This window comes from Nonomuraea sp. NPDC000554 (assembly GCF_040300065.1).
Lineage (GTDB): Bacteria > Actinomycetota > Actinomycetes > Streptosporangiales > Streptosporangiaceae > Nonomuraea.
The window spans coordinates 133131-156185 of record NZ_JBEPDC010000016.1; the positions used below are offsets into that span (position 1 = coordinate 133131).

18 protein-coding genes are annotated in these 23055 nt (G+C 70.7%); 8 read left to right on the top strand and 10 right to left on the bottom strand.

Annotated features, from left to right (window positions below; genetic code table 11):
- Window positions 1–139: 139 nt before the first annotated feature.
- Entirely contained in the window at window positions 140–859 is a 720-nt protein-coding gene (locus ABT294_RS28500) for an SDR family oxidoreductase (RefSeq protein WP_350809356.1), read from the bottom strand.
- Window positions 860–983: 124 nt separating this feature from the next.
- Here ABT294_RS28500 and ABT294_RS28505 point away from each other — a divergent pair, with 124 nt between their 5' ends.
- A complete protein-coding gene (locus tag ABT294_RS28505) occupies window positions 984–1838 on the top strand; it encodes a LysR family transcriptional regulator (RefSeq protein WP_350809357.1) in 855 nt (284 codons plus the stop codon).
- Here the strand turns inward: ABT294_RS28505 and ABT294_RS28510 are convergent.
- Complete coding sequence (locus ABT294_RS28510) at window positions 1835–2698, bottom strand: helix-turn-helix transcriptional regulator (RefSeq protein WP_350809358.1); 864 nt, start codon at window positions 2696–2698, stop codon at window positions 1835–1837. The two genes, ABT294_RS28505 and ABT294_RS28510, sit on opposite strands and share 4 nt — an antisense overlap.
- Before the next feature lie 102 nt (window positions 2699–2800).
- Between ABT294_RS28510 and ABT294_RS28515 the strand changes: the two genes are divergently transcribed.
- Window positions 2801–3565, top strand: coding sequence for an SDR family oxidoreductase (locus ABT294_RS28515; RefSeq protein WP_350809359.1), 765 nt, complete (start codon window positions 2801–2803; stop codon window positions 3563–3565).
- Window positions 3566–3661: 96 nt separating this feature from the next.
- Window positions 3662–4204: a sulfocyanin-like copper-binding protein gene (locus ABT294_RS28520; RefSeq protein WP_350809360.1), complete on the top strand. Its 543-nt coding sequence runs from the start codon at window positions 3662–3664 to the stop codon at window positions 4202–4204.
- A gap of 65 nt (window positions 4205–4269) precedes the next feature.
- Here ABT294_RS28520 and ABT294_RS28525 read toward each other — a convergent pair whose 3' ends face one another.
- Window positions 4270–7617: a protein kinase domain-containing protein gene (locus ABT294_RS28525; RefSeq protein WP_350809361.1), complete on the bottom strand. Its 3348-nt coding sequence runs from the start codon at window positions 7615–7617 to the stop codon at window positions 4270–4272.
- Window positions 7618–7729: 112 nt separating this feature from the next.
- Between ABT294_RS28525 and ABT294_RS28530 the strand changes: the two genes are divergently transcribed.
- On the top strand, window positions 7730–8242 hold the full coding sequence (locus tag ABT294_RS28530; RefSeq protein WP_350809362.1) for a hypothetical protein: 513 nt from the start codon (window positions 7730–7732) through the stop codon (window positions 8240–8242).
- Between the two features lie 74 nt (window positions 8243–8316).
- Here the strand turns inward: ABT294_RS28530 and ABT294_RS28535 are convergent, their stop codons facing one another.
- The 4 genes from ABT294_RS28535 to ABT294_RS28550 form a co-directional block, all read right to left on the bottom strand.
- Complete coding sequence (locus tag ABT294_RS28535) at window positions 8317–9201, bottom strand: small ribosomal subunit Rsm22 family protein (RefSeq protein WP_350809363.1); 885 nt, start codon at window positions 9199–9201, stop codon at window positions 8317–8319.
- A gap of 171 nt (window positions 9202–9372) precedes the next feature.
- A complete protein-coding gene (locus tag ABT294_RS28540; RefSeq protein ID WP_350809364.1) occupies window positions 9373–9693 on the bottom strand; it encodes a DUF6300 family protein in 321 nt (106 codons plus the stop codon).
- Window positions 9690–13277 (bottom strand): DNA polymerase III subunit alpha, encoded by a 3588-nt coding sequence (gene dnaE, locus ABT294_RS28545; RefSeq protein WP_502912150.1) that lies wholly within the window; start codon window positions 13275–13277, stop codon window positions 9690–9692. The genes ABT294_RS28540 and dnaE overlap by 4 nt, the downstream gene beginning before the upstream one ends.
- A 187-nt stretch (window positions 13278–13464) precedes the next feature.
- On the bottom strand, window positions 13465–13974 hold the full coding sequence (locus ABT294_RS28550) for an NUDIX hydrolase (protein ID WP_350809366.1): 510 nt from the start codon (window positions 13972–13974) through the stop codon (window positions 13465–13467).
- 814 nt (window positions 13975–14788) lie between these two features.
- Between ABT294_RS28550 and ABT294_RS28555 the strand changes: the two genes are divergently transcribed.
- Window positions 14789–18679 (top strand): metallophosphoesterase, encoded by a 3891-nt coding sequence (locus ABT294_RS28555; protein WP_350809367.1) that lies wholly within the window; start codon window positions 14789–14791, stop codon window positions 18677–18679.
- Here ABT294_RS28555 and ABT294_RS28560 read toward each other — a convergent pair.
- Window positions 18676–18924, bottom strand: a complete 249-nt coding sequence (locus tag ABT294_RS28560) for an IPTL-CTERM sorting domain-containing protein (protein ID WP_350809368.1) — start codon at window positions 18922–18924, stop codon at window positions 18676–18678. The two genes, ABT294_RS28555 and ABT294_RS28560, sit on opposite strands and share 4 nt — an antisense overlap.
- 301 nt (window positions 18925–19225) lie before the next feature.
- Here ABT294_RS28560 and ABT294_RS28565 point away from each other — a divergent pair, with 301 nt between their 5' ends.
- The 3 genes from ABT294_RS28565 to ABT294_RS28575 are packed head-to-tail and all read left to right on the top strand — an operon-like array spanning window position 19226 to window position 21090.
- A complete protein-coding gene (locus ABT294_RS28565; RefSeq protein WP_350809453.1) occupies window positions 19226–19876 on the top strand; it encodes a HupE/UreJ family protein in 651 nt (216 codons plus the stop codon).
- A 60-nt stretch (window positions 19877–19936) separates the two neighbouring features.
- The gene (locus tag ABT294_RS28570) at window positions 19937–20350 is read left to right on the top strand and encodes an ArsR/SmtB family transcription factor (protein WP_350809369.1); all 414 of its coding nucleotides are present in this window, start codon (window positions 19937–19939) and stop codon (window positions 20348–20350) included.
- Entirely contained in the window at window positions 20347–21090 is a 744-nt protein-coding gene (locus ABT294_RS28575) for a cation efflux transmembrane domain-containing protein (RefSeq protein WP_350809370.1), read from the top strand. The genes ABT294_RS28570 and ABT294_RS28575 overlap by 4 nt, the downstream gene beginning before the upstream one ends.
- 56 nt (window positions 21091–21146) lie before the next feature.
- Here ABT294_RS28575 and ABT294_RS28580 read toward each other — a convergent pair whose 3' ends face one another.
- Together ABT294_RS28580 and ABT294_RS28585 are read right to left on the bottom strand one after the other, a co-directional pair.
- Window positions 21147–21809 carry a response regulator gene (locus ABT294_RS28580; protein WP_350809371.1) on the bottom strand — a complete coding sequence of 221 codons (663 nt, stop codon included), beginning with the start codon at window positions 21807–21809 and terminating at the stop codon, window positions 21147–21149.
- Window positions 21806–22981 carry a sensor histidine kinase gene (locus ABT294_RS28585; protein ID WP_350809372.1) on the bottom strand — a complete coding sequence of 392 codons (1176 nt, stop codon included), beginning with the start codon at window positions 22979–22981 and terminating at the stop codon, window positions 21806–21808. Before ABT294_RS28585 ends, ABT294_RS28580 begins: the two co-directional genes overlap by 4 nt.
- Window positions 22982–23055 lie beyond the last annotated feature (74 nt).

Below are 23055 nucleotides of genomic sequence, written 5' to 3' on the forward strand. Positions count from 1 at the left end.
CTGACACGCGGCCCGCACGGGCTCGCGCTGGCGAGGGACGTGTACCGCCGCACGGCCAGGCCCGTGGTGCATCCCAGGCGCGAGGGCCTGACCGTGCGGCTCGAAGCCCCGTACGAGGACGCGCCCGCCCGGGCGGCGGTCAGACGAGGACGGAGCCGCCGTCCACGGTCATGACCGTCCCGGTGGCGAAGGGCTGGGTGAGGAAGAAAAGGTAGGCACGGGCGATGTCGTCCACCTCTCCCACCCGTCCGACGGGGAGGGCGGCGCCGACGTCCCGGTACATCCGCTCGCGCTCCTGCTCGCCCATCGCCGACCACAGCGGGGAACGGACGACGCCCGGCGCCACCGCGTTGACCCGGATGGGAGCGAGCTCGACGGCCAGGGCACGGGTCAGCGACTCCACGGCGCCGCAGATGCCGGCCGCCACCGCCCAGCCGGGCCCGGGTCTGTCCTTGGCGGTGCCGGTGGTGAGCGTGATCGAACCTCCGGCCCGCACGTACGGCCGGGCCACGCGCGCCGCCCACAGGGCGCCGAAGTACCGCAGCGAGAAGAAGTCCCTGGCCTGGTCGAGATCGAGGGTGTCGAGCGGCATCAGGGTGAGCGGCTCGCCCGCGGTGTAGACCAGGTGGTCGAACGGGCCGAGCTCGTCGAACAGCCTCTGGACGGCGGCGGGGTCGGTGAGATCGGTGACCCTGCCGTCCGCGCATGCCGTCAGCCCGGCGAGGGCCCGGTCCACGCTGGCGGCCCTGCCGGACACGACCGTGACCGCCGCGCCCTGTTCTTCCGCCGCCCTGGCCGTGGCCAGGCCGATGCCCGAGGTGCCGCCGAGCAGGACGACCCGCTGGTCGCGCAGATCCATGGGAGAACCTTCCGTGAAAGTGGTGGATACGCCCTCCACGATGCGGCCTTCCCGCCCTCGGCGTCCAAGACCCTTTTCCGCTTCTGTAATACCTTGAAGACATCAATGAGGCCGAGGAGCGCTGATGGACCTGAGTCTGCGCAAGCTGCGCTATTTCGTCGCCGTCGCCGAGCGGCTGCACTTCGGTCGCGCCGCCGAGGCGCTGCACATCGCGCAACCGGTCCTGTCGCGTCAGATCAGGTCTCTGGAGGAGGAGCTGAAGGTGCAGCTGTTCGTCCGGTCCAGGCGGGCCACGCACCTGACCCCGGCCGGGGAGCAGCTGCTGGCCGACGCCCGCCCGTTGCTGGCCGGCGCCGAGGCGGCCTGGCGCAGGGCGGTGCGTGCCGGGCGCGGGCCTCGCACGTTCACGGTCGGGTTCATGCCGGGGCTCATCGTCACCCCGGCGGTCCGCGTGTTCGGTGAGCGCCACCCCGACCTGACGGTGGAGGTCGTCCGCACCAGCTGGGACGACCAGACCGACGTCATCCGCGACGGCCGGGTCGACCTGGGCTACGTCCGCCGGCCCATCGACGAGCGGGGGCTGAAGGTGCGGCCGCTGCTGGCGGAGCCGCGGGTCGCGGTGCTGCCCGCCGGCCACCTGCTCGCCGGGAAGGAGCGTGCCGGCATCGCCGACCTGGCGGGCGAGCACCTGCTCCAGGACCGCGCGGTGGTGCCGGAGTGGCGCGGCGTCCTGGCGAGCGCCCAGGCGCTGCCGCTCATGCGCAGCGTCGAGGAGAAGCTGGAACACGTCGCCGCCGGTCACGGCGTGGTGATCCTGCCCCTGTCGGTGGCCGCCTTCTACACCCGCCCCGACGTGACCCACGTCCCCGTGGACGACATCGGGCCCAACCAGGTCTGCCTGGCCTGGGACAGCACCCGCCGCTCTCCCCTGATCCAGGAGTTCGCGGCCATCGCCGTCGAGCTGCAGGGAGACCTCTAGCGGGACCGGGGTTCCCGGCTCGGCGGGCGGACGTCGGCGGGCGGCTCGGACGCCTGCCAGCTGGCGAGCAGACGCAACCGCTCCTCCGACGGCGAGCCCGCCGCCACGGTGTAGGCAACGAGCAGCTGGCTCTCGTCGCCGGGCACGGCGAAGGTCTCGTAGCGGAATTCGAGATCGCCCACGATCGGGTGCCGGATCAGCTTTCTGCCGTGGGTCTTGTCCTTGACGTCCTGGCGGGGCCACAACCGGCGGAACTGCTCGCTCTTCATCGACAGCTCGCCGACGAGCGCGGCGAGCTGCGGGTCGTCCGGGTGCCGCCCGGCGTCCAGGTGCAGGTAGGCGACGGTCTCGGCGGCGACGGCGGACCATTCCGGATAGAGCTCGCGGGCGTCGGGGTGCAGGAAGGTGTGCCGCGCCGCGTTGGGCCTGTCCAGGGCCGAGAAGCCGGTCACGGCGTCGGCGAGCGGATTCCAGGCCAGGATGTCCATCCGGCGTCCGAGGACGAAGGCGGGCACGTCGTCCATCATCTCCAGCATCCGGAGCACCCCCGGCCGGACCTGCTGGGTCCGCTGCGTCCTGCGGGCCGTCCTGGCCGGCCGGACGAGGTTGCGCAGATGGGCGCTCTCGGTCTCGTCCAGCCGTAGCGCGCGGGCGATCGCGTCCAGGACGGCGTCGGACACGTTCGGGCTGCGGCCCTGCTCCAGGCGCACGTAGTAGTCGACGCTGACCCCGGCGAGCTGGGCGAGCTCCTCGCGGCGCAGGCCCGGCACCCGGCGCCGGCCGCCGGCGGGCAGGCCCACGTCTTCGGGCTGGATACGGGCGCGCCGCGAGCGGAGGAAGTCGCCAAGGTCCTGATCCATATGTCCAGCATGCCGTATTTCGACCCGGTCATCCTGGTACTGGCATACCTAGGGAAAGGCAGTGCTCTGGGTAAGCGGCCCGGCTCGCCGCAGGGTGAAGCCATGACGTTCTACGACAACCTCAGCAACCGCACCGCCGTCGTCACCGGAGCCGCCAGCGGGATGGGCGCGGCCATCGCCACCCTGCTCGCCGGTTCCGGCGTCCGCGTCGCGCTCCTGTCCCGCCGGGCGGACCGGCTCGCCGAACTCGCTGCCAAGATCACCGCAGCCGGCGGCCGGGCCCTCCCGGTGGGGGTCGACGTGACCGCCGACAGCGCGGTCGAGTCCGCGGCGGGCCGCGTCCACGCCGAGTACGGGCCGGTCGACCTGGTCGTGAACGGGGCCGGGGTGATGCTGCCCAACCCGGTCCTCGACGGCCGGGCCGACGAGTGGCAGCGCATGATCGACACGAACCTGACCGGCGCTCTGCGCGTCATCCGGGCCTTCGTCCCGGACCTGGTGGCCTCCGCCGAGGCGGGCCGCGCCGCCGACCTGGTCAACATCTCCTCGATCGGCGCGCACGTCGTCTTCCCGGACTACGCGGTGTACGGCGCGACGAAGGCCGCGCTGACGCACCTGTCCGCCGTCCTGCGGGCCGAGCTCGGCCCGAGGAACGTGCGCGTGACGAACATCGAACCCGGCCTGACGAGCACCGAACTGGGCGACCACATCGACAACGCCGAGCTGCGCGACCAGCTGGGCCAGATGGTGGCCGGGCTCGGCTCGCTGTCGGCTGAGGAGATCGCGGACCTGGTCGGCTACGTGACGAGCCGGGCGCCGCACGTCAACCTGCGCCAGATCGTCGTGCTCCCCACCACCCAGGCGTGAGCCGGCCGATTCCGGCGCCCTCGTACTCTGAGAGAGAGGGACGCTCGCCGAGGGCGAGCAGGAACACGACTCGCACATGTGCGGGGGGTGAGCCTGATGCGGCTGCACAAGGTACGGCTCGCGGGAACGGTGGGGGCGGCATTGCTCATCGCGGTCGCCGTCGGTCATCCGACGGCCGCGGGAGCGACACCGGCGACAGGGGCGCAGCTCCGGCAGGAGTGCACCGCGCCACCGCTGGCGGGCCACGTGGTGGACGTGACCGTGGGCGACTCGGTGAGCCCCGGATCGCCGCAGAGCGGGCAGATGTGGCTGAAGGTCGCACCCGCCAAGGTTCCGGCGGGAACCGTGTCGCTACGGGTGGCCAACAAGGGCACGCTCGCGCACGAGGTCATCGTCCTGCCGCTTCCGGCGGGGCAGGCCGTCGGGAAGCGGGCGACGTCCGGCGAGCGCGTCAGCGAGGCGGGCAGCCTGGGCGAGGCGTCGCACAACTGCGCGGCAGGCGGGGGCGGGGGCATCGCGCCGCACTCGATGAGCTGGGCCACGCTGAAGCTGCCTGCCGGCCACTACGAACTGGTGTGCAACTTCCCCGGCCACTACGCCTCGGGCATGCGCGCCGAGCTCGACGTCACCGGCCCCTAGCGTCCGGCGTCGTCCTCGTCAGGCCGGCCACGTTCCCGGTCGCTCGCGCCAGGTCGGTGGTGGCTTCAGCGCGGGCAGACCTCCAGATAGGGCAGCGCGGGAACGTGCTCCGCCCACTCCTGCCGCGTCAGCGACCGCCCGGCACGCGTACAGACGGCCTGGGCGGCGGTCTCCGGCGCGGCGGGGAAGCTTCTGACCGTGGCGTGGCCGTCGGCGGTCAGCACCCGTGAACCGTCCGGGGAGAAGGCCGCCGACCACACCCGGCCGGTCTCGGGGTCCAGACCGCCGCCGGTGTCGGCGGAGCGGCCGAGGCTGCTGCCCGAGAGCGGGTCGAACAGCAGCACCCGGCCCTGGCTCTGCGGGAACGCGATGAGGTCCTCTGCGGGAGAGTAGGCTGCTGCGCCCGTGCCGAAGACGCCGCGCACCGGCAGGCCGACGCTCCGGCGGGTGGCGGTGTCCCAGCGGGTGACGCGTCCACGCGAGTCATGCACGATCAGGATCGTCCCTGAACGGGTGAACCACGCCTGTGTGCCTGATTCGCCGGCGCCGATCTCGCCGAACGGCTGGCCGAGCGGCCTGCCGGAAGCGGTGTCGAGCAGGCGCTGGTCCCGGCCTACGACGGCCAGCCGCCGGCCGTCCGGGGAGAACGCGAGTGCCTTGGGCTCCGCCGTGGGCGTGTGCCACAGCCTGCGGCGCGCGGCCCAATCCCAGAGCTCCACCGCGTGCCCGGCTCCCACCGGCAGCAGGAGAGCGAGGCGCCGCCCGTCCGGGCTGAAGGCGACCTCCCAGCTCTGCTCGCCCGCCGCGAAGTCGGCCAGGACCTTCCCCGTGGCCGGGTCCAGGACTCTGGTCCGGCCCTCGTACACCACGGCCAGCCTGCTGTCCGGGCTGAAGGCGAAGGCGACGGGGCCCGGCATGGCAGGCAGGGCCTTCCCGTTGGCGAGCGAGCGAACGGTGATCGCGGCATCGTCGTTCGAGACGACAAGATATCGCCCGTCCCCGCTGAGCACGGCCTCGCTCACCGGTTCCCGGCCCGCCTCGGCCGTCAGGTCGGCGACGTCGAGCGAGAAGACCTGGTCACCCAGGAGATAGCGGAACGTCGAGCCGTCGAAGGCGCCGATCGGCTGGACGGCGGCGTCCCCGTCGCCGCGGATCTGAACCTTGGTGAGCGGCTGGAGACCGGGCAGCCGCCAGAACCGGATGCTCGCCCGCGACACCGTTGCCAGCAGCCTCCCGTCCCGGCTGAAGACCGGGGAGCCGTTGTCGTCGATCCCTTCGCCGGGCCTGTGCGCCGAGCCCTTCCTGAGGTCGGCCACTACCAGCCTGCCCCGGACACGCGACGCTCTCCACCTGCCGTCGGGGCTGACGACACCCGTGCGGGACGACCGCTCCGCAGGGACCACCTCCCATTGGAGGCCGGCGTAGACGCTCACCCGCGTGCCCTCGTTCCGGGCGACGGCCTCGGCCCACCTGGTGATCCGGTCCGACAGCCGGGGAGTCGGCCAGGTGCCGACAGCCTTGCCGGTGCGGACGTCCCACGCTCCAGCCTGCTCGTCGTTCGCCACGAGGAGCGTGCGGCCGGAGGGCGACAGCGCAAGCGCAAGGTCCGTGACCGGCCCGCCGCCGAGGTTGAGCCCGGTGACCGCGGCGATCTGCCGGCCCGAGCGCACGTCCAGCAGGCGCGCCCGGCCGCCGTGCAGGCTGACCAGTGTGCGCCCGTCGGCGGCGAAGTAGGTCAGTGCGCCCGCCCCGCCACCGCTGTCGCGGAACATCGCCTGCTCGCGCTGAGCGAGTACGCCGTTCAGCGCCGTTCTGGCCTGTGGCGTGCCCGCGAGCCGCCAGGCTGCCACGCTCAGCAGCATGCCGAGGCGGGGGTCCGTACGGCTGGTCGCGTCCGCCAGTGCGGCGAGGCGGATCGACTCCGAACTGCGTAACGCCGTCGCCAGTTCCTCGCTCTTGGCGTCGGCCTCCCTGCCCTGCCACACCGCCAGCCCGCCGCCCGTCAGCGCCACGACCAGCAGTCCCGCCAGGCTCAGCGCGACCAGCCTGGCCCGCCTGGCACGACGCCTGGTCACGCGCACCGAGGACTCCAGGAAGTCGCGCTCGACGGGCGAGAGCGTGATGTTCCTGCGGTAGGTGGCCGCCCACTGCAGAGCGCCGTCCAGGCTGTTGCTCTGGAGCAGATCTCCGTCCTTGCGCCCCGCCTGTTCCCACTGCTGCGCGCCGCTGCGGATTCGGCGGTGCGCGGCCAGACCGTCGCGGTTGGCCTCGATCCAGCGGCGCAGCCGCGGCCATGCGTGCGGCAGGGCGGGATGGGCCAGCCAGACCTCCTGCTGGTCCCGGCCCAGCAGGTAGCCGAACACCTCCATGATCCGCGTGATGGCCGCGACCTCGGGTGCGGGCCGTCCCTCCACGAGCTCGGCCATGCCCGCGTGCCGGACCGCCAATTCGTCGTACTCACCCACGGTGACCAGCCGCAGCAACACCTCGGGGACCAGCTCGCGCTCGGCCGGGCCGAGCAGCGCGTATGACTCCTCGGCGAGCGTGCCGAGCGCCGGGTCGTCGTCCGGCCCGGCCATCTGGCCCGCGGTGCGGCCGCCCTGGGCCAGCAGCCGCGCGGTGTCGAGTCGGCTGTCGCCGCTGACCAGGGCGAGCAGCAACTGCCTGGCACTTGGGCGCTCGCGTGGATCCTTCATGAGCGTCGCGCTCACCAGCGGGCGCATCGGCTCGGGCAGCGCGCTCAGGTCGGGGTTCGACGACAGCACGCGGTGCATCACCCCGCCCAGGCTCTCCGCCTCGAACGGGTCGGCGCCGGTGGCCGCGTAGAGCGTGATCCCACCCCAGGCGAAGACGTCGGCGGGCTCGCCCGCCCGCCCGCCGGAGAACACCTCGGGCGCCATGTAGGTGGGGGTGCCGGTGACCAGACCGGTCGCGGTCAGCGACATCTCTGCCGTCCTGGCGATGCCGAAGTCGATGACCCGCGGGCCGTCGGGCCCGAGTAGCACGTTGTCCGGTTTGAGGTCGCGGTGGACGACGCCGGCCTCGTGGATCGCGGTCAGCGCCGTGGCCACCGCGGTCGCGAGCCGGTGCAGGTCCCCGTCGTGGAAGCGGCGGCCCTCGGCGACCGCCTGGCGCAGGCTGGGGCCCGGGACGTACTCGCTGACCAGGTACGGTCGCGGCCCGTCCAGCTCGGCCTCGATGACCCGGGCTGTGCAGAACGAGGAGACCCGCTGAGCTGCCGCCGCCTCCTTGGCCAGTTGCGCCGCCCGGTCGCCGTGCAGGACCTTGATGGCCACCCGGGTGCCGTTCTCGGCGTACGCCTCGTAGACCACACCCTGCCCGCCGGCGCCTAAGCGGCCGGCCAGCCAGTACCCGCCCAAGCGCTGCGGGTCTCCCGGAATCAGAGCTTCCACGGGAACGTTAGATGCGTCGACTGCCGGATATGTTCTGTCGAAAATCTGTAGTTTTCTACACATACGAAAGTCATTGACGCCGTCGTGTAGGCGACCCATAAGATCACCGACCGTGATCATGACTCTCGCGCTCAGCGCGTCTCTGATGATGACCGGCGCCCCCGCTCAGGCCCCGGCCAAGACGGTGTCCTTCCAGGGTTTCTCCATCCAGGTTCCGAGCACCTGGCGGACCAAGGCCGAGGGCTCCGGCCTGCGCGTCATCACCGGCGCCTGCTCCAAGCAGGCCACCGAGTGCAAGGGTTTCCTCCTCGGCGGCCCTGACCACGTGAACTACGGCCACGAGGGCGGCCCGTACCAGGTCGGCCAGCCCTACCACCCCAGCAGCGGGGTGATGGAGTGCGTGCCCGACAAGAAGCACACGGAGAGCGAGGCCAAGCCGGTCAGCAGCCGGAACGTGTCCTTCGGCGGGAAGCCTGCGCGCTACAACCAGTTCACGGTTTCGTGCGGCACCGAACTCTCCTACACCCAGCGGGTCTGGTACGTGAAGTCCAAGAAGGTCATCGTCGTCGACCACTGGAAGACGCCGCGCCTGTCGTCCATCCTCCGTCAGGCCATGTGGAAGTAGGGCAGGCCACCCGATCTACCGGCCGGACGACAGATCGGGCGGTACCACGGTCGCGGCTTCCTTCATTCCAGGAATTACGGCCAGGGATCGCCCCACGCCGCGTTCCTGGCGGCGCGGTAGGCGTCGCCGTGCCGCCTGGACACGTTCTCCTCGCGCACCCCGTCCGCGCACAGGGTGAGCGTGACGAGGCCCTTGCGGGTCCGCGGGTGCCGCAGGACGCGACCCGCCGCGGGCGTCGCCGGCGCGGAGGTCGCGACGACGTAGGAGAACTTCTCGTCCTCGAAGCCCAGTTCCGCCGCCTTGAGCCGGCGGTGCAGCCCGTTGCGCGGCAGCCGGGCGGAGAAGTGGCACCAGTCCCCCGCCGCGAGCGGGCAGGGACCGGCGTGCGGGCAGGGCGCCGCGACGCGCAGGCCGAGGCCGACCAACCGGTCCCGAGCGGCGAGGACGCGGACGTACCCCTCCGGCGTGCCGGGCTCGATGACGGCGACCGTCATGCCGCGCCCGGCCGACCAGCGCACGACTCGTTCCTGAGCTGCCGGGGACATCTCCCCCAGCACGTAGGAGAGCGTGACGAGATCCGCGGGCGGCACGTCGAGGTCCGCATGGACGTCCGCGTGGATGTCTGCGTGGATGTCCGCGTGGATGTCTGCGTGGATGTCTGCGTGGATGTCTGCGTGGACGTCCGACCGCCGCCACACGGCCTGCCTGACCGCCGGACGGCTCGACACGGCCGCGAGGGCACGGCCGAACGCGATGGCGGCCCGGTCGCGCTCGATCACGGTGACGTGCCGCAGCGATGGCCACACGGCGGTGGCCGCCCAGACGGCCGCGCCCGTGCCGCCTCCGACGTCCAGTTGGGTCTCCGGCCGGAGGTCGGGCGCGGACGCGGCGGCCTGGGTGAGCGCCGCGGTGACGGCCGCGTACGTGGCGGGCATGCGGATGACGGCGTAGGCGGCCACGTCCGTCGCCGAGCGGAGAGCCGGCGCGGAGCAGCGCCCTGGCCCCGAACCTCTCCCGCAGCCGGGGGTGAGGACCAGCCCGCCGGCGCCGAACGCGGTCGCGGCCGGCGTCGTCGTGGCGCCGCTGCTACGGAACCGGGCCAGTGGTTCACCGGAGGCGGATAGGCCCGGCTACAGGTCGCCGCGGTACCAGGCTTCCACCTCGGCTGCCAGCGCGTTCTCGTCGAGTTCCGGCGGTTTCGCCCGGTCGATCCAGTGGCGCAGGAGGGATGCGAGCTCGTCCAGCGTCTCGGGGCTCACCAGCTCGTGGACGGCGAAGTAGGCGACGATCGGCCCCGTGACGGGCCCGTCGGCGTCGCAGCAGGCGCACAGGAGGACCTCGGTGCTCCCCCGGACCTGGTTTCCGCGGGTGGTCGTCCAGCCGTGCGGGACCCGCAGAACGGCGAGGACGTCGCCGCCGCGACAGCGCGGACACGCCCGGTCCGGCGTCATGCCCGGCCGATCGCGGCGACGCCCAGCAGGCACTTGACGTCGCCGTAGAACGCCGGCTCCGGGTTGACCCGGAACCGTTCGAGGTTCAGCAGCAGGCTCTTGCCGCCGGGCCGCCGCACCCGCAGGTGGACGGGCGCCTGCCCGGGATGGGCGGCCAGGATGTGCCTGAACTCCCGGACGAGCCGCGGGTTCAGGCGGGATTCCGGCACCGAGATGACCACGGGCGGCTCGGTGGCGGTCTCGGACGTGTCCAGGAGGGTGATCTCCTCCCCGTACACGCTCAGGGTCTCGTCGCGCACGTTGATCCGCCCTCGGATGGACAGCACCCGGTCCTCGGCCAGCACCTCACCGTGCAGGGCGTAGCTCTTGGGGAAGATCAGGCACTCCACGGCGGCGTCGTGATCTTCGAGGGTGACGATCGCCCACTGGTCGCCCTGCTTGGTGACCTTGCGCTGCAGTCCCGAGACGATCCCGCTGACCCGCACCACGCCCTCCTGCCGGCCGGAGGCGAGGAGGCCGGCGATCGTGGTGTCGCGATGGGCGTTCAGGACGCGCTCGGCGCCGTCGAGCGGATGGCTGGAGACGTACAGGCCGAGCATCTCCCGTTCGAAGGCGAGCAGGGTGGCGCTGTCCCACTCGCCGTCCGGGATCACGACCGAGAAGGTGCCGCCGTCGCCTGCCTCGCCGAACAGCGAGTCCTGGCCGTGGGCCTCGTTCCGCTTGACGTCGACGACCGCGTCGATGGCCTGCTCGTGCACGGCGACCAGCGCCTTGCGGTGGTGCCCCATGCTGTCGAACGCGCCGGCCTTGGCCAGCGACTCGATGACGCGCTTGTTGCAGACGACTGACGGGACCTTGCCGAGGAAGTCGTTGAAGTCGGTGTAGGCGCCCTTCTCCTCCCGGGTGCCGACGATCGCGTCGACGACGTTCGATCCGACGTTGCGCACCGCGCCCAGGCCGAAGCGGATGTCTGTGCCGACCGCGGCGAAGTCCAGCCGGCTGGCGTTGACGTCGGGGGGCAGCACCTTGATGCCCAGGCGGCGGCAGTCCGACAGGTAGACGGCCATCTTGTCCTTGTCGTCCCGTACCGAGGTGAGGAGCGCGGCCAGGTACTCGTGGGGGTGGTTGGCCTTGAGGTAGGCGGTCCAGTACGAGACCAGGCCGTACCCGGCGGTGTGCGACTTGTTGAAGCCGTAGCCGCTGAAGGGCACCAGGACGTCCCAGACGGCCTTGATGGCCTCCTCGGAGAAGCCGCGCTCGCGCATGCCCGCCGAGAACCTGTCCCACTCGGCGTCCAGGACCTCCTTCTTCTTCTTGCCCATGGCCCTGCGCAGCATGTCGGCGGCCCCGAGGGAGTACCCGGCGAGCTGCTGGGCGATGGCCATGACCTGCTCCTGGAAGACGACCAGGTGGTAGGTGTCGCCCAGGATCGGTTGGAGAGCCTCCTCCAGTTCGGGGTGGATCGGCTCGACCGGCTGCTTGCCGGTCTTGCGCAGCGCGTAGTTGGTGTGGGCGTTCATCTCCATCGGGCCGGGCCGGTACAGCGCGTTCACCGCGGCGATGTCGGTGAACGTGGTGGGCTGCATGAGTTTCAGCAGCACCCGCATGCCGCCGCTGTCCAGTTGGAAGACTCCGAGCGTGTCACCGCGCGCCAGCAGTTCGTAGGTCGGGGAGTCGTCGAGCGGGACCTCCAGGATGTCGATGTCGACGCCCTTGTTGGCGCGGACGCCCGCGATCGCGTCGCCGATGACGGTCAGGTTGCGCAGGCCGAGGAAGTCCATCTTCAGCAGGCCCATGTCCTCGGCCTGGGTGAAGGGGAAGCCGGTGACGATCGGGCCGTCCGCCTTCGGCTTGACCAGCGGCAGGACGTCGACCAGCGGCTCGGAGGAGAGGATCACGCCCGCGGCGTGGATTCCGGTGCCCCGGGTGAGCCCTTCGACCCCGACCGCGGTGTCGATCACCTGTTTGACGTCGGGTTCCTCCTCGTACATCCGGCGCAGCTCGGCCGCCTCGCCGTAGCGGGGGTGCCGCTCGTCGTGGATGGCGGCGAGCGGGATCTCCTTGCCGCCGGCCGCCGCGGGGAACGCCTTGCTGATCCGGTCGCCGAGGGCATACGGGAAGCCCAGCACCCGGCAGGAGTCCTTGATCGCGGCCTTGGCCTTGATCGTGCCGAACGTGACGATCTGGCAGACGCGGTCGTCGCCGTACTTCCGGGTGACGTAGTCGATCATCTCGTCGCGTCGCCGGTCGTCGAAGTCGAGATCGACGTCCGGCATGGTGATGCGTTCGGGGTTGAGGAAGCGTTCGAAGATCAGTTTGTGCTCGATCGGGTCGAGCTCGGTGATGCCCGTGCAGTAGGAGACCACCGATCCGGTGGCGGACCCGCGGCCGGGGCCGAGGCCGATGCCGTTCTCCCTGGCGTACCGGCAGATGTCGGAGACCACCAGGAAGTAGCCAGGGAAGCCCATGGTGTCGATGACGGACAGCTCGTAGTCGATGCGGTCCAGGACCTCCCTGGGCGGGTCGCCCCCGTACCGGCGGCGCGCGCCCCGCAGCGCCTCCTTGCGCAACCAGGTGGACTCGGTCTCGCCCTCGGGAACGGCGAAGCGCGGCATCAGGTCCCGGTGGGAGAACACCTCGCCGTAGTCGCCGACCCGCTCGGCCACCAGCAGCGTGTTGTCGCAGGCGCCGGGAACCTCGGCGTCCCACAGGGCGCGCATCTCCTGCGCGGACTTGACGTAGTAGCCGCTGCCGCTGAACCGGAAACGGTCGGCGTCGGCGAGCCGCTTGCCGGTGCCGATGCACAGCAGCGCGTCGTGCGCCTGGGCCTGGGACGCTGTCACGTAGTGGGAGTCGTTGGTGGCCAGGGGCGGCAGCCCGAGCTCCTTGCCGATCTTCAGCAGCTCGTCGCGGACCCGGCTCTCGATGGCGATGCCGTGGTCCATGAGCTCGAGGAAGTAGTTCTCCTTGCCGAAGATGTCCTGATATCTGGCGGCGGCCTCGATGGCCCGGTCGTACTGGCCGAGCCGCAGCCTGGTCTGCACCTCCCCCGACGGGCAGCCGGTCGTGGCGATGATGCCCTGCCCGTGCTCGACGAGCAGCTCATCGTCCATGCGCGGATATTTCTGGACGTGCCCCTCCAGCCAGGCCCGCGACTGGAGCCGGAACAGGTTCCGCAGGCCGCGGGCGTCGGCCGCCCACATCGTCATGTGGGTGTAGAGCCCGCGCCCGGAGACGTCACCGCCTTCACCGGTGTCGTCGTTGGACCTGCGCAGCGCGAGGTTGTCGCTCCAGAACACCGGCTGCCGATGGTGCCGCGAGGCCGGGGCGACGTACGCCTCGATACCGATGATCGGCTTGACGCCCGCCCGGACCGCCGAGTGGTAGAACTCGTACGCCCCGTGCACGTTGCCGTGGTCGCTCATCGCCACGGCGGGCATCCCCTGGCTCGACACCTCGTCCATGAGCGGGCCGACCTTCGCGGCGCCGTCGAGCATCGAATACTCGGTGTGCACATGCAGGTGGACGAACGACCTCACCGGCCTCGCACTCCTCACGGTTGTGGACCATTGCGGCGCGAGCATTCGATCCCAGAGGTGGCCTGGCTGTCCAACAATCGACACACCGGCCCTCCACAACCTGCGGTTGTGATTGGAGGCCGTGGCAGGGCTGGACTCCGGCGCACGCTTTTTGTGGGGGGAGGCCGGGGTGCGGGTCGGTGGGCAGGGTGCGGAGCGGGTCGGGGTGCGGGAGATGGTGTCGTCCGCGCGCCTACCCTTGCAGGGCCCGCGGCTCGTCCGGTAGGCGGCCGTTCGCGGTCAGCACGTCGGCGAGCAGGCCGGGCAGCCCCGGAGGCCGCAGGGTCCGCGCGTCGTCGACCGCCATCAGTTCGGCCAGCGACCACCACCGGTGCGCGTTGATCCCGTCCTGTTCGCCCGGTTCCAGGTGGGAGCGGCTGACGGCCCTGTCGCCACGCGCCCGCGCCAGGAAGTACCGCTCGTGCACGTGCATGGGCTCGCCGTTCCACTGGACGTCCGCGTCGCGCGTCCACAGGCACGGGCCCCACTCGACGTCGGCCAGGCCGGTCTCCTCGAACAGCTCCCGGCGGGCGGCCTCGCGGAAGTCCTCGCCGTCCTCGACGCCGCCGCCTGGCGGTATCCAGAACAGCTCCCGTACGGGAGAGCCAGGGACGACGATGGCGCCGTCGTACCGGTGCTGGATCATCAGGATCCGCTCGTCGGGGTCCAGCAACACGATCCGCGCGCCCTGTCGCGTCCGCATCCGGTCAGCTCCTGCCTGTTGTCCGCCACTTCGTGACCGGTGCCATCTTTCCCTACGCTCGCCTTTTCATCGCCCGCGCACCGCGGAAAGTCACGTCGAGCACATAGTGACCAGACTCGGATTCACCTCACGCACACAAAAGAGCAGCGTGGACGCGAGCGGGGGAAGCCAGAGGTTTCGCCTTATGCGGACAGCCATGAAGCTCAGGAACCAGAACACCTCGGCGAACTTCTCTCCTGAGCTCAGGTCGCCGACGCAATAGACCTGAGCGCGAGCGACCAGGTGAATGTCGAAGAAGGTTCCAGCCGTCGCACACGCTGTTGCGATGACCGCGGAAAGAGCGCATCCGAAGACCCAGGAAACATCTCTTCGATTGATCACACGGGCTATCAAAGCAGGCAGGCGTGCGCGCAATGCGCACTATACGTGAGGGTTTAATGCAGGAACCTTGCGCCCCCGGGACTCACCCAACGCCTGCGCGTCCAGCCGCCTGGTGGTCGCCCCGCCGAGCGGGCTGAGGGCCGCCGCTTCCGCCGTCAATGTTCCAGTACATGCCTGTTGGTCGATGCGTGACCTGCTTGTTCCTGTTTCGTGACAGATGACCAGAATGAGACGACAGTTTCTGTTCACTTCAGCCTCTCCATGCACACCGTTCACTTGCGCGCTCCAAGGTGTCCACCCGAGAGCATGCCGCTTTATGGGCTGCTTATGCGCGCAAGAGAAGGGACTGCACCTGATGCAGCCAATGGCAGCACGAACACCACTGAGCGGCTTACGGAGCCGTGGGCGTCTCGCCGCGGCAGCCGCGGTCGCGGTGTTGCTGGCGACCGGCCTCGTAACCGCGGCGCACGCCGACCCCACCCCGCCGGCGCAGGATCGGGGACGGCCCACCGCGACGCCGACCGGTTCCCAGAGCCCTCCGTCACTCACCCCCGCCAGCGGTTCCTTCCTCGAGGGCAAGGCGAAGGTCGCGGCGGTCCCGACGGCGGCCGGCGACAGCGTCGCGAAACTCGCCATCGACGACACCGCGCTCAACGCCACCCGGACGGTGGGCGTCTCCAAGCTCAGGTTCGACGTCGGCTCGAACTCGACCGAGGCGCAGTACCACAGCTACGTGCTGGTCAACGGGGCGTACCGGAGCGACATCGGCGACCATGTGAACGAGCGGGCGACCATGGAGATCCCGAACGAGCACCTGGTCAAGGGGGAGAACACCGTCGAGATCGTCGTCGGCACGATCCAGTCGTCATGCGGCCTCAACCACGACGACTTCGTCCTGTCCGACGTGGGCCTCGAGCTGCTCGGTGAGGTCGCGGACGGCGAGGACAACCCCTACACCCTCTCCTTCGGCGACGGCAACTGCGGCACGAACACCACGCTGCTGAAGCGCGCCACGCTCAAGTTCTTCATCCAGGGCGACCCGCAGGGCACCACGGGTCTCACCGCTGACGTCGACACCACGACGCTCTCCAACGGCGAGCACGCCATCACCGCCACGACCGCGGCCGGCGTCACCGTCAAGAACACCGTGACAGTGAACAACAGCCCGGCCGGGGCGCCGCGGCTGCAGCCCACGGACGGCACCCTCGTGGCAGGCACCAAGCCGGTCTTCGCGACGGTCCCGGCCGTCGGCGCGGGCGGCGTCAAGTCCCTCACCGTCGACGGCGACAAACCGGCCACGAAGGCCACGCTCGGCAACGGCGCCGCGATGTTCAGCTTCGACGTGGGCGCGGACTCGATCGACGACAAGTACGACAACTTCCTGCTCGTCAACGGCAAGCGCATCGACCTGGGCGGCACCTGGGTGAGCCGGCGCGTGACCGTCGCGGTCCCGGCCCGGTTCCTGGTGCCCGGCAACAACACGATCAAACTCGTCACGGGTGATTACAAGGAGTCCTGCGGCAACAACCGCGACGACTTCACGATCGCGAATCTCGCCCTCGCCCTCGCCGGCGCCACCGTGACGGGCCAGGACATCAAGCCGTCGTACGAGATGGGCGACGGCGACTGTGGCAGCAGCCAGACCCTGCTCCGCGAGGCCGAGCTGCGCTACACGATCGACGGCCCGGCGACGCACGTCATGGAGACACTCGGCTCGGGCAACGCGACCCTCAGCTTCAACGTGGGCAGCAACTCGATCGAGGCGCGCTACCAGAACTTCGTGCTCGTCAACGGCCAGAAGGTGGTGCTCGACGGCGACTTCGTGAGCAAGCGCGTGGACCTCACCATCCCGAACGAGTTCCTCGTGCCCGGCTGGAACACGATCGACTTCGTGGCCGGCACCTTCCCGACGTCGTGCGGCAAGAACCGCGACGACTTCACGATCTCCAACCTCGCCCTGACCCCCGCGCAGGGCACGGCGGCCGGCCAGATGCTCAAGGCCTCGTACAGCATGGGCGACGGCAACTGCGGCGACAATGTGAACCCGCTGACCGAGATCGACCTCGAGTTCCTGGTGGACGGTCTCGCCCGTGGCCTGCGAGCGGACCTCGACACCACGGCCATCAAGGACGGCAAGCACACCATCGCCGCGACGTCGGCCACGGGCGAGGTCGCCACCCGCGTCCTCATCACCGACAACTCGGCGCCGAAGGTCGCCGCGAGCGTCCCGGCCGCGGACGAGAAGATCACCGCCTCGGTCGTACTGGACGTCAAGCTCGAGGACGCCTCCGGCGTCGTGTCCGGGCCGGACGTCAAGCTCGACGGCCGGCCGATCGAACTGGGCGCCCGGGTGGGCCCGGGCCTGCACGCCGGAAAGCACACCCTGGCCGTGACCGGCGCCGACGGCCTCGGCAACACCGCGACCCGGGAGATCGTGTTCGAATCCGCGGGCATCCCGGACGTCCCCACCGAGCTGGCCCCGGCGTTGGGGGCCGTGGACGTGTCGGACCCCGTCACGCTCTCGGCGAAGGTGGCCGAACCCGATGGCGGCCAGGTCACGGCGACGTTCTCCGCGGCCGAGATCCTCACCCCGAACCAGGTGTTCCAGGGCACGGCCCCGTCCGTGCCCACGACCTTGCGGGTCCCGGGTGAGACGCACGTCAAGGCCGAGGGGCTCGAGCCCACCGACGGCAAGACGCTCGACGCGCCGTCCGGCAAGGACGTCACCTACCAGCGATACGACGTCCATGTGCAGGGGCACGTGGACTCCCCGGTGCTGCGCTGGGAGGGCGTCATCGACCCCGAGCGGCTGGTGTCCCTGCGGGTGTGGAACACGAAGACCAAGGCGTGGGACCTCCTGACGAGCGCCCGCGGCGCCGCCGAGGGCAAGACCACCCTCACGGCCGTCGTCGACACGGACTACGTCGACAAGCAGCAGGTCCACGTCATGGTGACGGGAGAGGACCCGTTCGCCGACGACATCGAGCCAGGTGACCCGAACGGCTTCGCCGACCCCGCCGCCTACGACTTCTCGATGGTCCACTTCACCGACACCCAGTACATCTCCGAGGGCGCGGTGGAGCAGGAGACGGCGGAGGAGCGCGCGGTGTGGGAGTCCGCCTACTCCGGCATCGTCAACTGGATCAAGGACAACAAGGACCAGCGCAAGATCTCGTACGTCGCGCACACCGGCGACATCATCGAGAACAACATCCGCAAGCCCGCCGACGAGGCCACGCAGCGGCAGGTGGTCGGCGAGTTCGAGGTGTCCTCGAAGCAGCAGCGCGTGCTGGACGAGGCGAACATCCCGAACGGCGTGATCGCCGGCAACCACGACAACCAGTCGGGCACCGAGAACGGTCCGGAGGCGATCTACAACAAGTACTACGGTCCGGACCGGTACCAGGGGGCGTCACAGGGCTGGCAGCACGGCAAGTACGGCGGCCCGTGGAAGGAAGGCGACAACCAGAACCACTACGACCTGTTCTCCGCAGGAGGGCTGGACTTCGTCGTGGTCGGCCTGTCGTACGGCGTGACGAGGGAGGAGGCCGAATGGGCCGACTCCATCTTCAAGAAGTTCTCCGACCGCAACGGCATCCTGCTCTCGCACGACTACCTCGTGCCGAGCGCCAACCCCGACGGGCGCGGCACCGGATTCTCCGCACCTGACGGGTCGATGCTGTACAAGACGGTGGTCGAGAAGAACCCGAACGTCTTCCTCATCCTCGCCGGGCACGAGCACGGCGTGGGCACCAACGTCAAGCCGAAGGTCGGTCAGGTCGGCAACGGCGTGGTCGAGCTCCTGGCCGACTACCAGTTCTACACGGTGTCGGCCGACCGGCTCGGGCTCACCCAGATCGGTGGGTACAACCCGCAGGACCAGCTCCAGTTCGGCGCGAGCTTCTTCCGGATGCTGCAGTTCAACGTCGAGCGGGCGGAGCTGACCGTGGACACCTACTCCCCGCTGCTCAACGACTTCGGCGCCGGCGAGTTCGACCCGCTGCGCCGCTACGACGGGCGCGAGGACAACATGGTGCTGCCGGTCGACCTCACCTCCCGCACGACCAGCTTCCAGACCGACTCGCTGGCGCTCTACAAGCCCACCCGGACCATCGGCAAGAGCACGGTCACCTCGGGTCAGGTCGCCTCGGTGACCTGGGACCGCCTCAAGGACGACACGGCCTACGCCTGGTTCGTCACGGCACGCTCCACCGGCGGCGGCGTGACCGCCTCCGAGCCGAGCGTCTTCGTCACCAAGGACGAGCAGGGCCGCCCGGGCAAGTGGGGCGCTGACTCGCCCATGTACCGCTGGTTCAACCGCTAGCCGATACCCGCCGCCCCGGACCGCGTCCGGGGCGGCATTCCCCCCTCGATCTGGAGACAAGACATGCCCCGCAGGCGCTGGCTGTCCGCCGTCGTCCTCGCCGTCCTCCTCGGAAGCGTGCTGGCCGAGCTGTTCCATCCCGCTCCGGCGGCGGCGCACGACGCGACCACGACCGCCCACGCCGAGGTGACCGGCACGGGCGCGAACGTCAAGGTCGTCCTCGACCTGGAATACGACCTGCTCATGAAGTCGGCCTGGCTCTACGCGGAGGCGTACAAGGCGAAGGAACGGACCGAGCAGCTGCGTCAGCTGAAGATCAACCGTGACGCCGTGACCGACTACGTCACGCGCCGCTTCGCCGTGGCGTACGACGACAAGCCGTGCTCACCCGCGACGGTGGGCGACGCGGACGTGCGCCCCCGCGGCAAGGCCGCCTTCGCGGTGCTCACCCTCGCCTACACCTGCCAGGGCGGGAGCGGGGGCGTGCACGCGATCTCGAGCGCGCTGTTCCCCGACGCCGAGAGCTTCGTCCACAGCACGAAGACGATGGTCGGGTACGACCTCGACGGCGAGAAGGGCTCCGCGCTCCTGAACGCCGAGAGCCCGACGCTGCGGGTCGGCGAGCGCCCGGCGTCGCGTCAGGTCTGGGAGTTCTTCCTGCTCGGCGCCGAGCACCTGGCCTTCGGCCTCGACCACGTCCTCTTCCTGCTCGCGCTGCTCATCGGCGCGCGCCGGCTCCGCGACGTCGTCGTCACGGCCTCCGCCTTCACGGCCGCCCACAGCATCACGTTCCTGCTGGCGGCGCTGGGGGTCGTGGACGTTCCGGGAGCGATCGTCGAGCCGGTCATCGCAGCGTCGATCATCATCGTGGCGCTCGCCAACCTCCTGGGCCGCGACGAGGACAAGCTGGGCAAGTGGCGGCTGCCGATCGTCTTCGCCTTCGGCCTGATACACGGGCTGGGGTTCGCGGGCGCGCTGGACATCGACGAGAGCGGGTCGTGGGAGCTGCTCCTGTCGCTGCTGAGCTTCAACCTCGGCATCGAGGTGACCCAGCTGGTGATCGTCGCTGTGCTCTTCCCGCTGCTGGTGCTGGTGCGCCGGACGTCCGCGGCCCGCTGGGCGGTGGTCGCGCTGTCGGTCCCCATCGTGGGAGTCAGCCTGTACTGGTTCCTCGACCGCATCCCCATGCCGCTCTGACGGAAGCTGCGGTCACCCGCACCTTGCCATGACATGCCAGTATCGGGCTATCATCGCCATATGGCGATTGATAGTGATGCCGGCTCCTGCGTCAGCACCGACATCGCCGCCGGCATCCCCCCGGCGGCCGCGCTGTTCCACTCCCTGGCCGACGAGACCCGGCTGCGCATCGTGGCCCGGCTGGCCCGCGGCGAGGCCCGCGTGGTGGACCTGACCACCGAACTCGGCCTGGCCCAGTCCACCGTCTCCAAGCACCTGGCCTGCCTGCGCGACTGCGACCTGGTCGACTACCGCGCCGAAGGCCGCCAGTCGTTCTACTCCCTGACCCGGCCCGAACTGATGGACCTGCTGGCCTCGGCCGAGCACCTGCTGGCCGCCACCGGCCACGCGGTAGCCCTGTGCCCCACCCCCGCCGCGGGCCGCCCGGCCCGCGACGGTGACGGCGTCGCGCTCGCGGCCGGGGAAGCGCTATGACCGCGCTCAACCTGCCCGGCCTCGGCCCCTCCCCGGCCCGGCGCACGCTGCTGCAACGCCGGATCCGGCTGCTGGTGGCCGCCACCATCACCTACAACGTGATCGAAGCGGCCGTGGCCGTCACCGCCGGCACCATCGCCTCCTCGGCCGCTCTCATCGGGTTCGGCCTCGACTCCATCGTCGAGGTCGCCTCTGCCGCCGCGGTGGCCTGGCAGTTCTCCGCCACCGACCACGAACGCCGCGAGAAGACCGCGCTGCGCATCATCGCGATCTCCTTCTTCGCCCTGGCCGCCTACGTCACCTTCGACGCCCTACGCGCCCTGCTCGGCGCCGGCGAAGCCGAGCACTCCACCGCTGGCCTGATCCTGGCCGCGCTCTCGCTGGTCATCATGCCGTTCCTGTCGGCCGCGCAGCGCCGGGCCGGCCGCGAACTCGGCTCCGCCTCCGCCGTCGCCGACTCCAAGCAGACCCTGCTGTGCACCTACCTGTCGGCGGTGCTGCTGGTGGGGCTGGCGCTCAACAGCCTGTTCGGCTGGTCCTGGGCCGACCCGATCGCCGCCCTGGTCATCGCCGCGGTGGCGGTCAAGGAAGGCCGCGAAGCCTGGCGCGGCGACGCTTGCTGCGCCGTCCCCACCGCCGCCACCCGGTCCGGCAGCATGCCCAGCGGCGGCGGCACGCTCTCCGAGGCTGACGGCTGCGCGGACGGCTGCTGCGCACCCGCCCAGGAGGACAAGCGATGATGACCGTTATCCGCTGGCCGAGGTCCGCGGCCCCGCCCCAGCCGCTGGAGCAGGGCTCAACCCGGCTGGATGAGGCGGGACTCGTAGGCGAAGACCACGGCCTGTACCCGGTCGCGTAGCTGGAGTTTGTCCAGGATTCTGCCCAGGTGGGTCTTCACGGTTGCTTCAGCCAGGTGCAGGGCCGCAGCGATCTCCGCGTTGGACAGGCCGCGACCCACCTGGATGAGGACCTGGCGTTCGCGGGTGGTCAGGCGGGCGAGTCGTTCGTCCTGACCGGGGCCGCCGCCGTTGAGCAGTTGCGGGGCGAAGTTCTCCAGCAGGCGACGGGTGATCCTCGGGGACACCACCGCGTCGCCGCCGGCGATGCTGCGGATGGCGGTCAGCAGATCGTCCGGGCGGGAGTTCTTCAGCAGGAAGCCGGACGCGCCTGCCTTGAGGCCCGCGAAGGCGTATTCGTCCAGGTCGAAGGTGGTCAGAATGAGCACTCGGGTCTGCGGGCAGTCGCGGACGATCCGGCGGGTGGCCTCGATGCCGTCGGGGCCCGGCATGCGCACGTCCATGAGGACGACGTCGGGGTGGAGCTGACGTGCCAGGCGTTCGGCCTGGGCGCCGTCGGCGGCCTCCCCTACCACCGCCATGTCAGGCTGGATCTCGAGAACCATGGTGAAGGCCATGCGCAGCAACGACTCGTCATCGGCGAGGAGGATGCGAATCGTCACCCGGCGCTCCCGCCTCGCGAGGCTTCCTGGGGCTTCCCCTGGTGGGTTGCGGTGAGATCCAGCCGGGCCGATACCTGCCAGCCTCCTGCCGGGAGCGGACCTGCCCAGAAGGTTCCGCCGTAGGCGGCCACCCGGTCGCGCATGCCTTTGATGCCGTACCCGCCGCCGATGGGTGCCGGGGTGGTGCCGTTGTCGGTGACCCCCAGGGTGACAGCCTCGGACGAGATCTCGACCCGGACCTCGGCGCGGGTTCCGGGCGGAGTGTGTTTGAGCGCGTTGGTCAGGGCTTCCTGGGTCAGGCGGTAGACGGTGAGCTGGGCGGCGGCCGGGATCTGGGCGGCGTCGCCGTACACCTGGAGGCTGGTTGCGAGCCCGGCAGCTCGCAGCCGGTCAACCAGGGCCGGGAGCTGGGCGAGACCGGGCGTGGGGTGCCGCCGCAGGTCGTCAGCCGCCCGCAAGCCCGTCCCATCGGCAGCGTCCGGCTCGTCTGCGGCGTGCGGGGCGAGGCTACGGCGCATGTCTGCCAGGGCCTGGCGGCCGGTTTCCGCAATCTGGCCGATGGCGGCGGCCGCCTTGTCCGGGGCGCTGGCGCGGACGTAGTGAGCGCTGTCAGCGAGGGCGATCATGACGGAGAGGTTGTGGGTGACGATGTCGTGCATGTCGCGTGCCATCCGGGCCCGGTCCTCGGCGACCGCGAGCCGGGCCCGCTGGTCGCGGTCGCGTTCCAGCGCGGCGAGGTAGGCACGCCTGGTCCGCATGCTCGTGCCGGTGACGGCCGCGGCGGCGGTCATCGCCGTCAGCGCCACCACCGACAGGAGGAACCGCCCCTCTGGCGCCCACCGCGCCGAGGCCAGCACCGCCCCGGCCTCGACCACCGCCGCGGCCGCGAGCGTGCGCCGCCACGTCGCGTGCGTGCCGACGGTGTACAGGGCCACCAGCAGCGCCACGTCGGCGGGCAGTTGCACACCGGCCAGCCACTGAAGGCCGGCCACCGCCGCGATCAACACGAACACCGTCAGCGGGGCGCGCCGCCGCCACACCAGGGGCAGCGCAAGGCCGACCTGGAGGAGCACAACCTCAGGACCGCCCCGCAGAACCTGGCCGGGGCCGAGGGTGACGAGGAAGATCGCGGCGGCCAGCAGGGCGTCGAGCATCCAGGGCCGACCGTTCATACCGCCACACTAGGCGACCTACCAGGCCGAATTCTCTCCTCCTGCGGGAGGAGGGTCAGCCCGAAGTCGTAGGG

Bases quoted from the DNA above. Each gene is read 5' to 3' on its own strand.
- ABT294_RS28500 (WP_350809356.1), bottom strand. From the start codon at position 859: ATGGATCTGCGCGACCAGCGGGTCGTCCTGCTCGGCGGCACCTCGGGC.
- ABT294_RS28505 (WP_350809357.1), top strand. From the start codon at position 984: ATGGACCTGAGTCTGCGCAAGCTGCGCTATTTCGTCGCCGTCGCCGAG.
- ABT294_RS28510 (WP_350809358.1), bottom strand. From the start codon at position 2,698: ATGGATCAGGACCTTGGCGACTTCCTCCGCTCGCGGCGCGCCCGTATC.
- ABT294_RS28515 (WP_350809359.1), top strand. From the start codon at position 2,801: ATGACGTTCTACGACAACCTCAGCAACCGCACCGCCGTCGTCACCGGA.
- ABT294_RS28520 (WP_350809360.1), top strand. From the start codon at position 3,662: ATGCGGCTGCACAAGGTACGGCTCGCGGGAACGGTGGGGGCGGCATTG.
- ABT294_RS28540 (WP_350809364.1), bottom strand. From the start codon at position 9,693: ATGACGCCGGACCGGGCGTGTCCGCGCTGTCGCGGCGGCGACGTCCTC.
- dnaE (WP_502912150.1), bottom strand. From the start codon at position 13,277: ATGCTCGCGCCGCAATGGTCCACAACCGTGAGGAGTGCGAGGCCGGTG.
- ABT294_RS28550 (WP_350809366.1), bottom strand. From the start codon at position 13,974: ATGCGGACGCGACAGGGCGCGCGGATCGTGTTGCTGGACCCCGACGAG.
- ABT294_RS28560 (WP_350809368.1), bottom strand. From the start codon at position 18,924: ATGAGCAGGTCGTATTCCAGGTCGAGGACGACCTTGACGTTCGCGCCC.
- ABT294_RS28565 (WP_350809453.1), top strand. From the start codon at position 19,226: ATGGTCGGGTACGACCTCGACGGCGAGAAGGGCTCCGCGCTCCTGAAC.
- ABT294_RS28570 (WP_350809369.1), top strand. From the start codon at position 19,937: ATGGCGATTGATAGTGATGCCGGCTCCTGCGTCAGCACCGACATCGCC.
- ABT294_RS28575 (WP_350809370.1), top strand. From the start codon at position 20,347: ATGACCGCGCTCAACCTGCCCGGCCTCGGCCCCTCCCCGGCCCGGCGC.
- ABT294_RS28585 (WP_350809372.1), bottom strand. From the start codon at position 22,981: ATGAACGGTCGGCCCTGGATGCTCGACGCCCTGCTGGCCGCCGCGATC.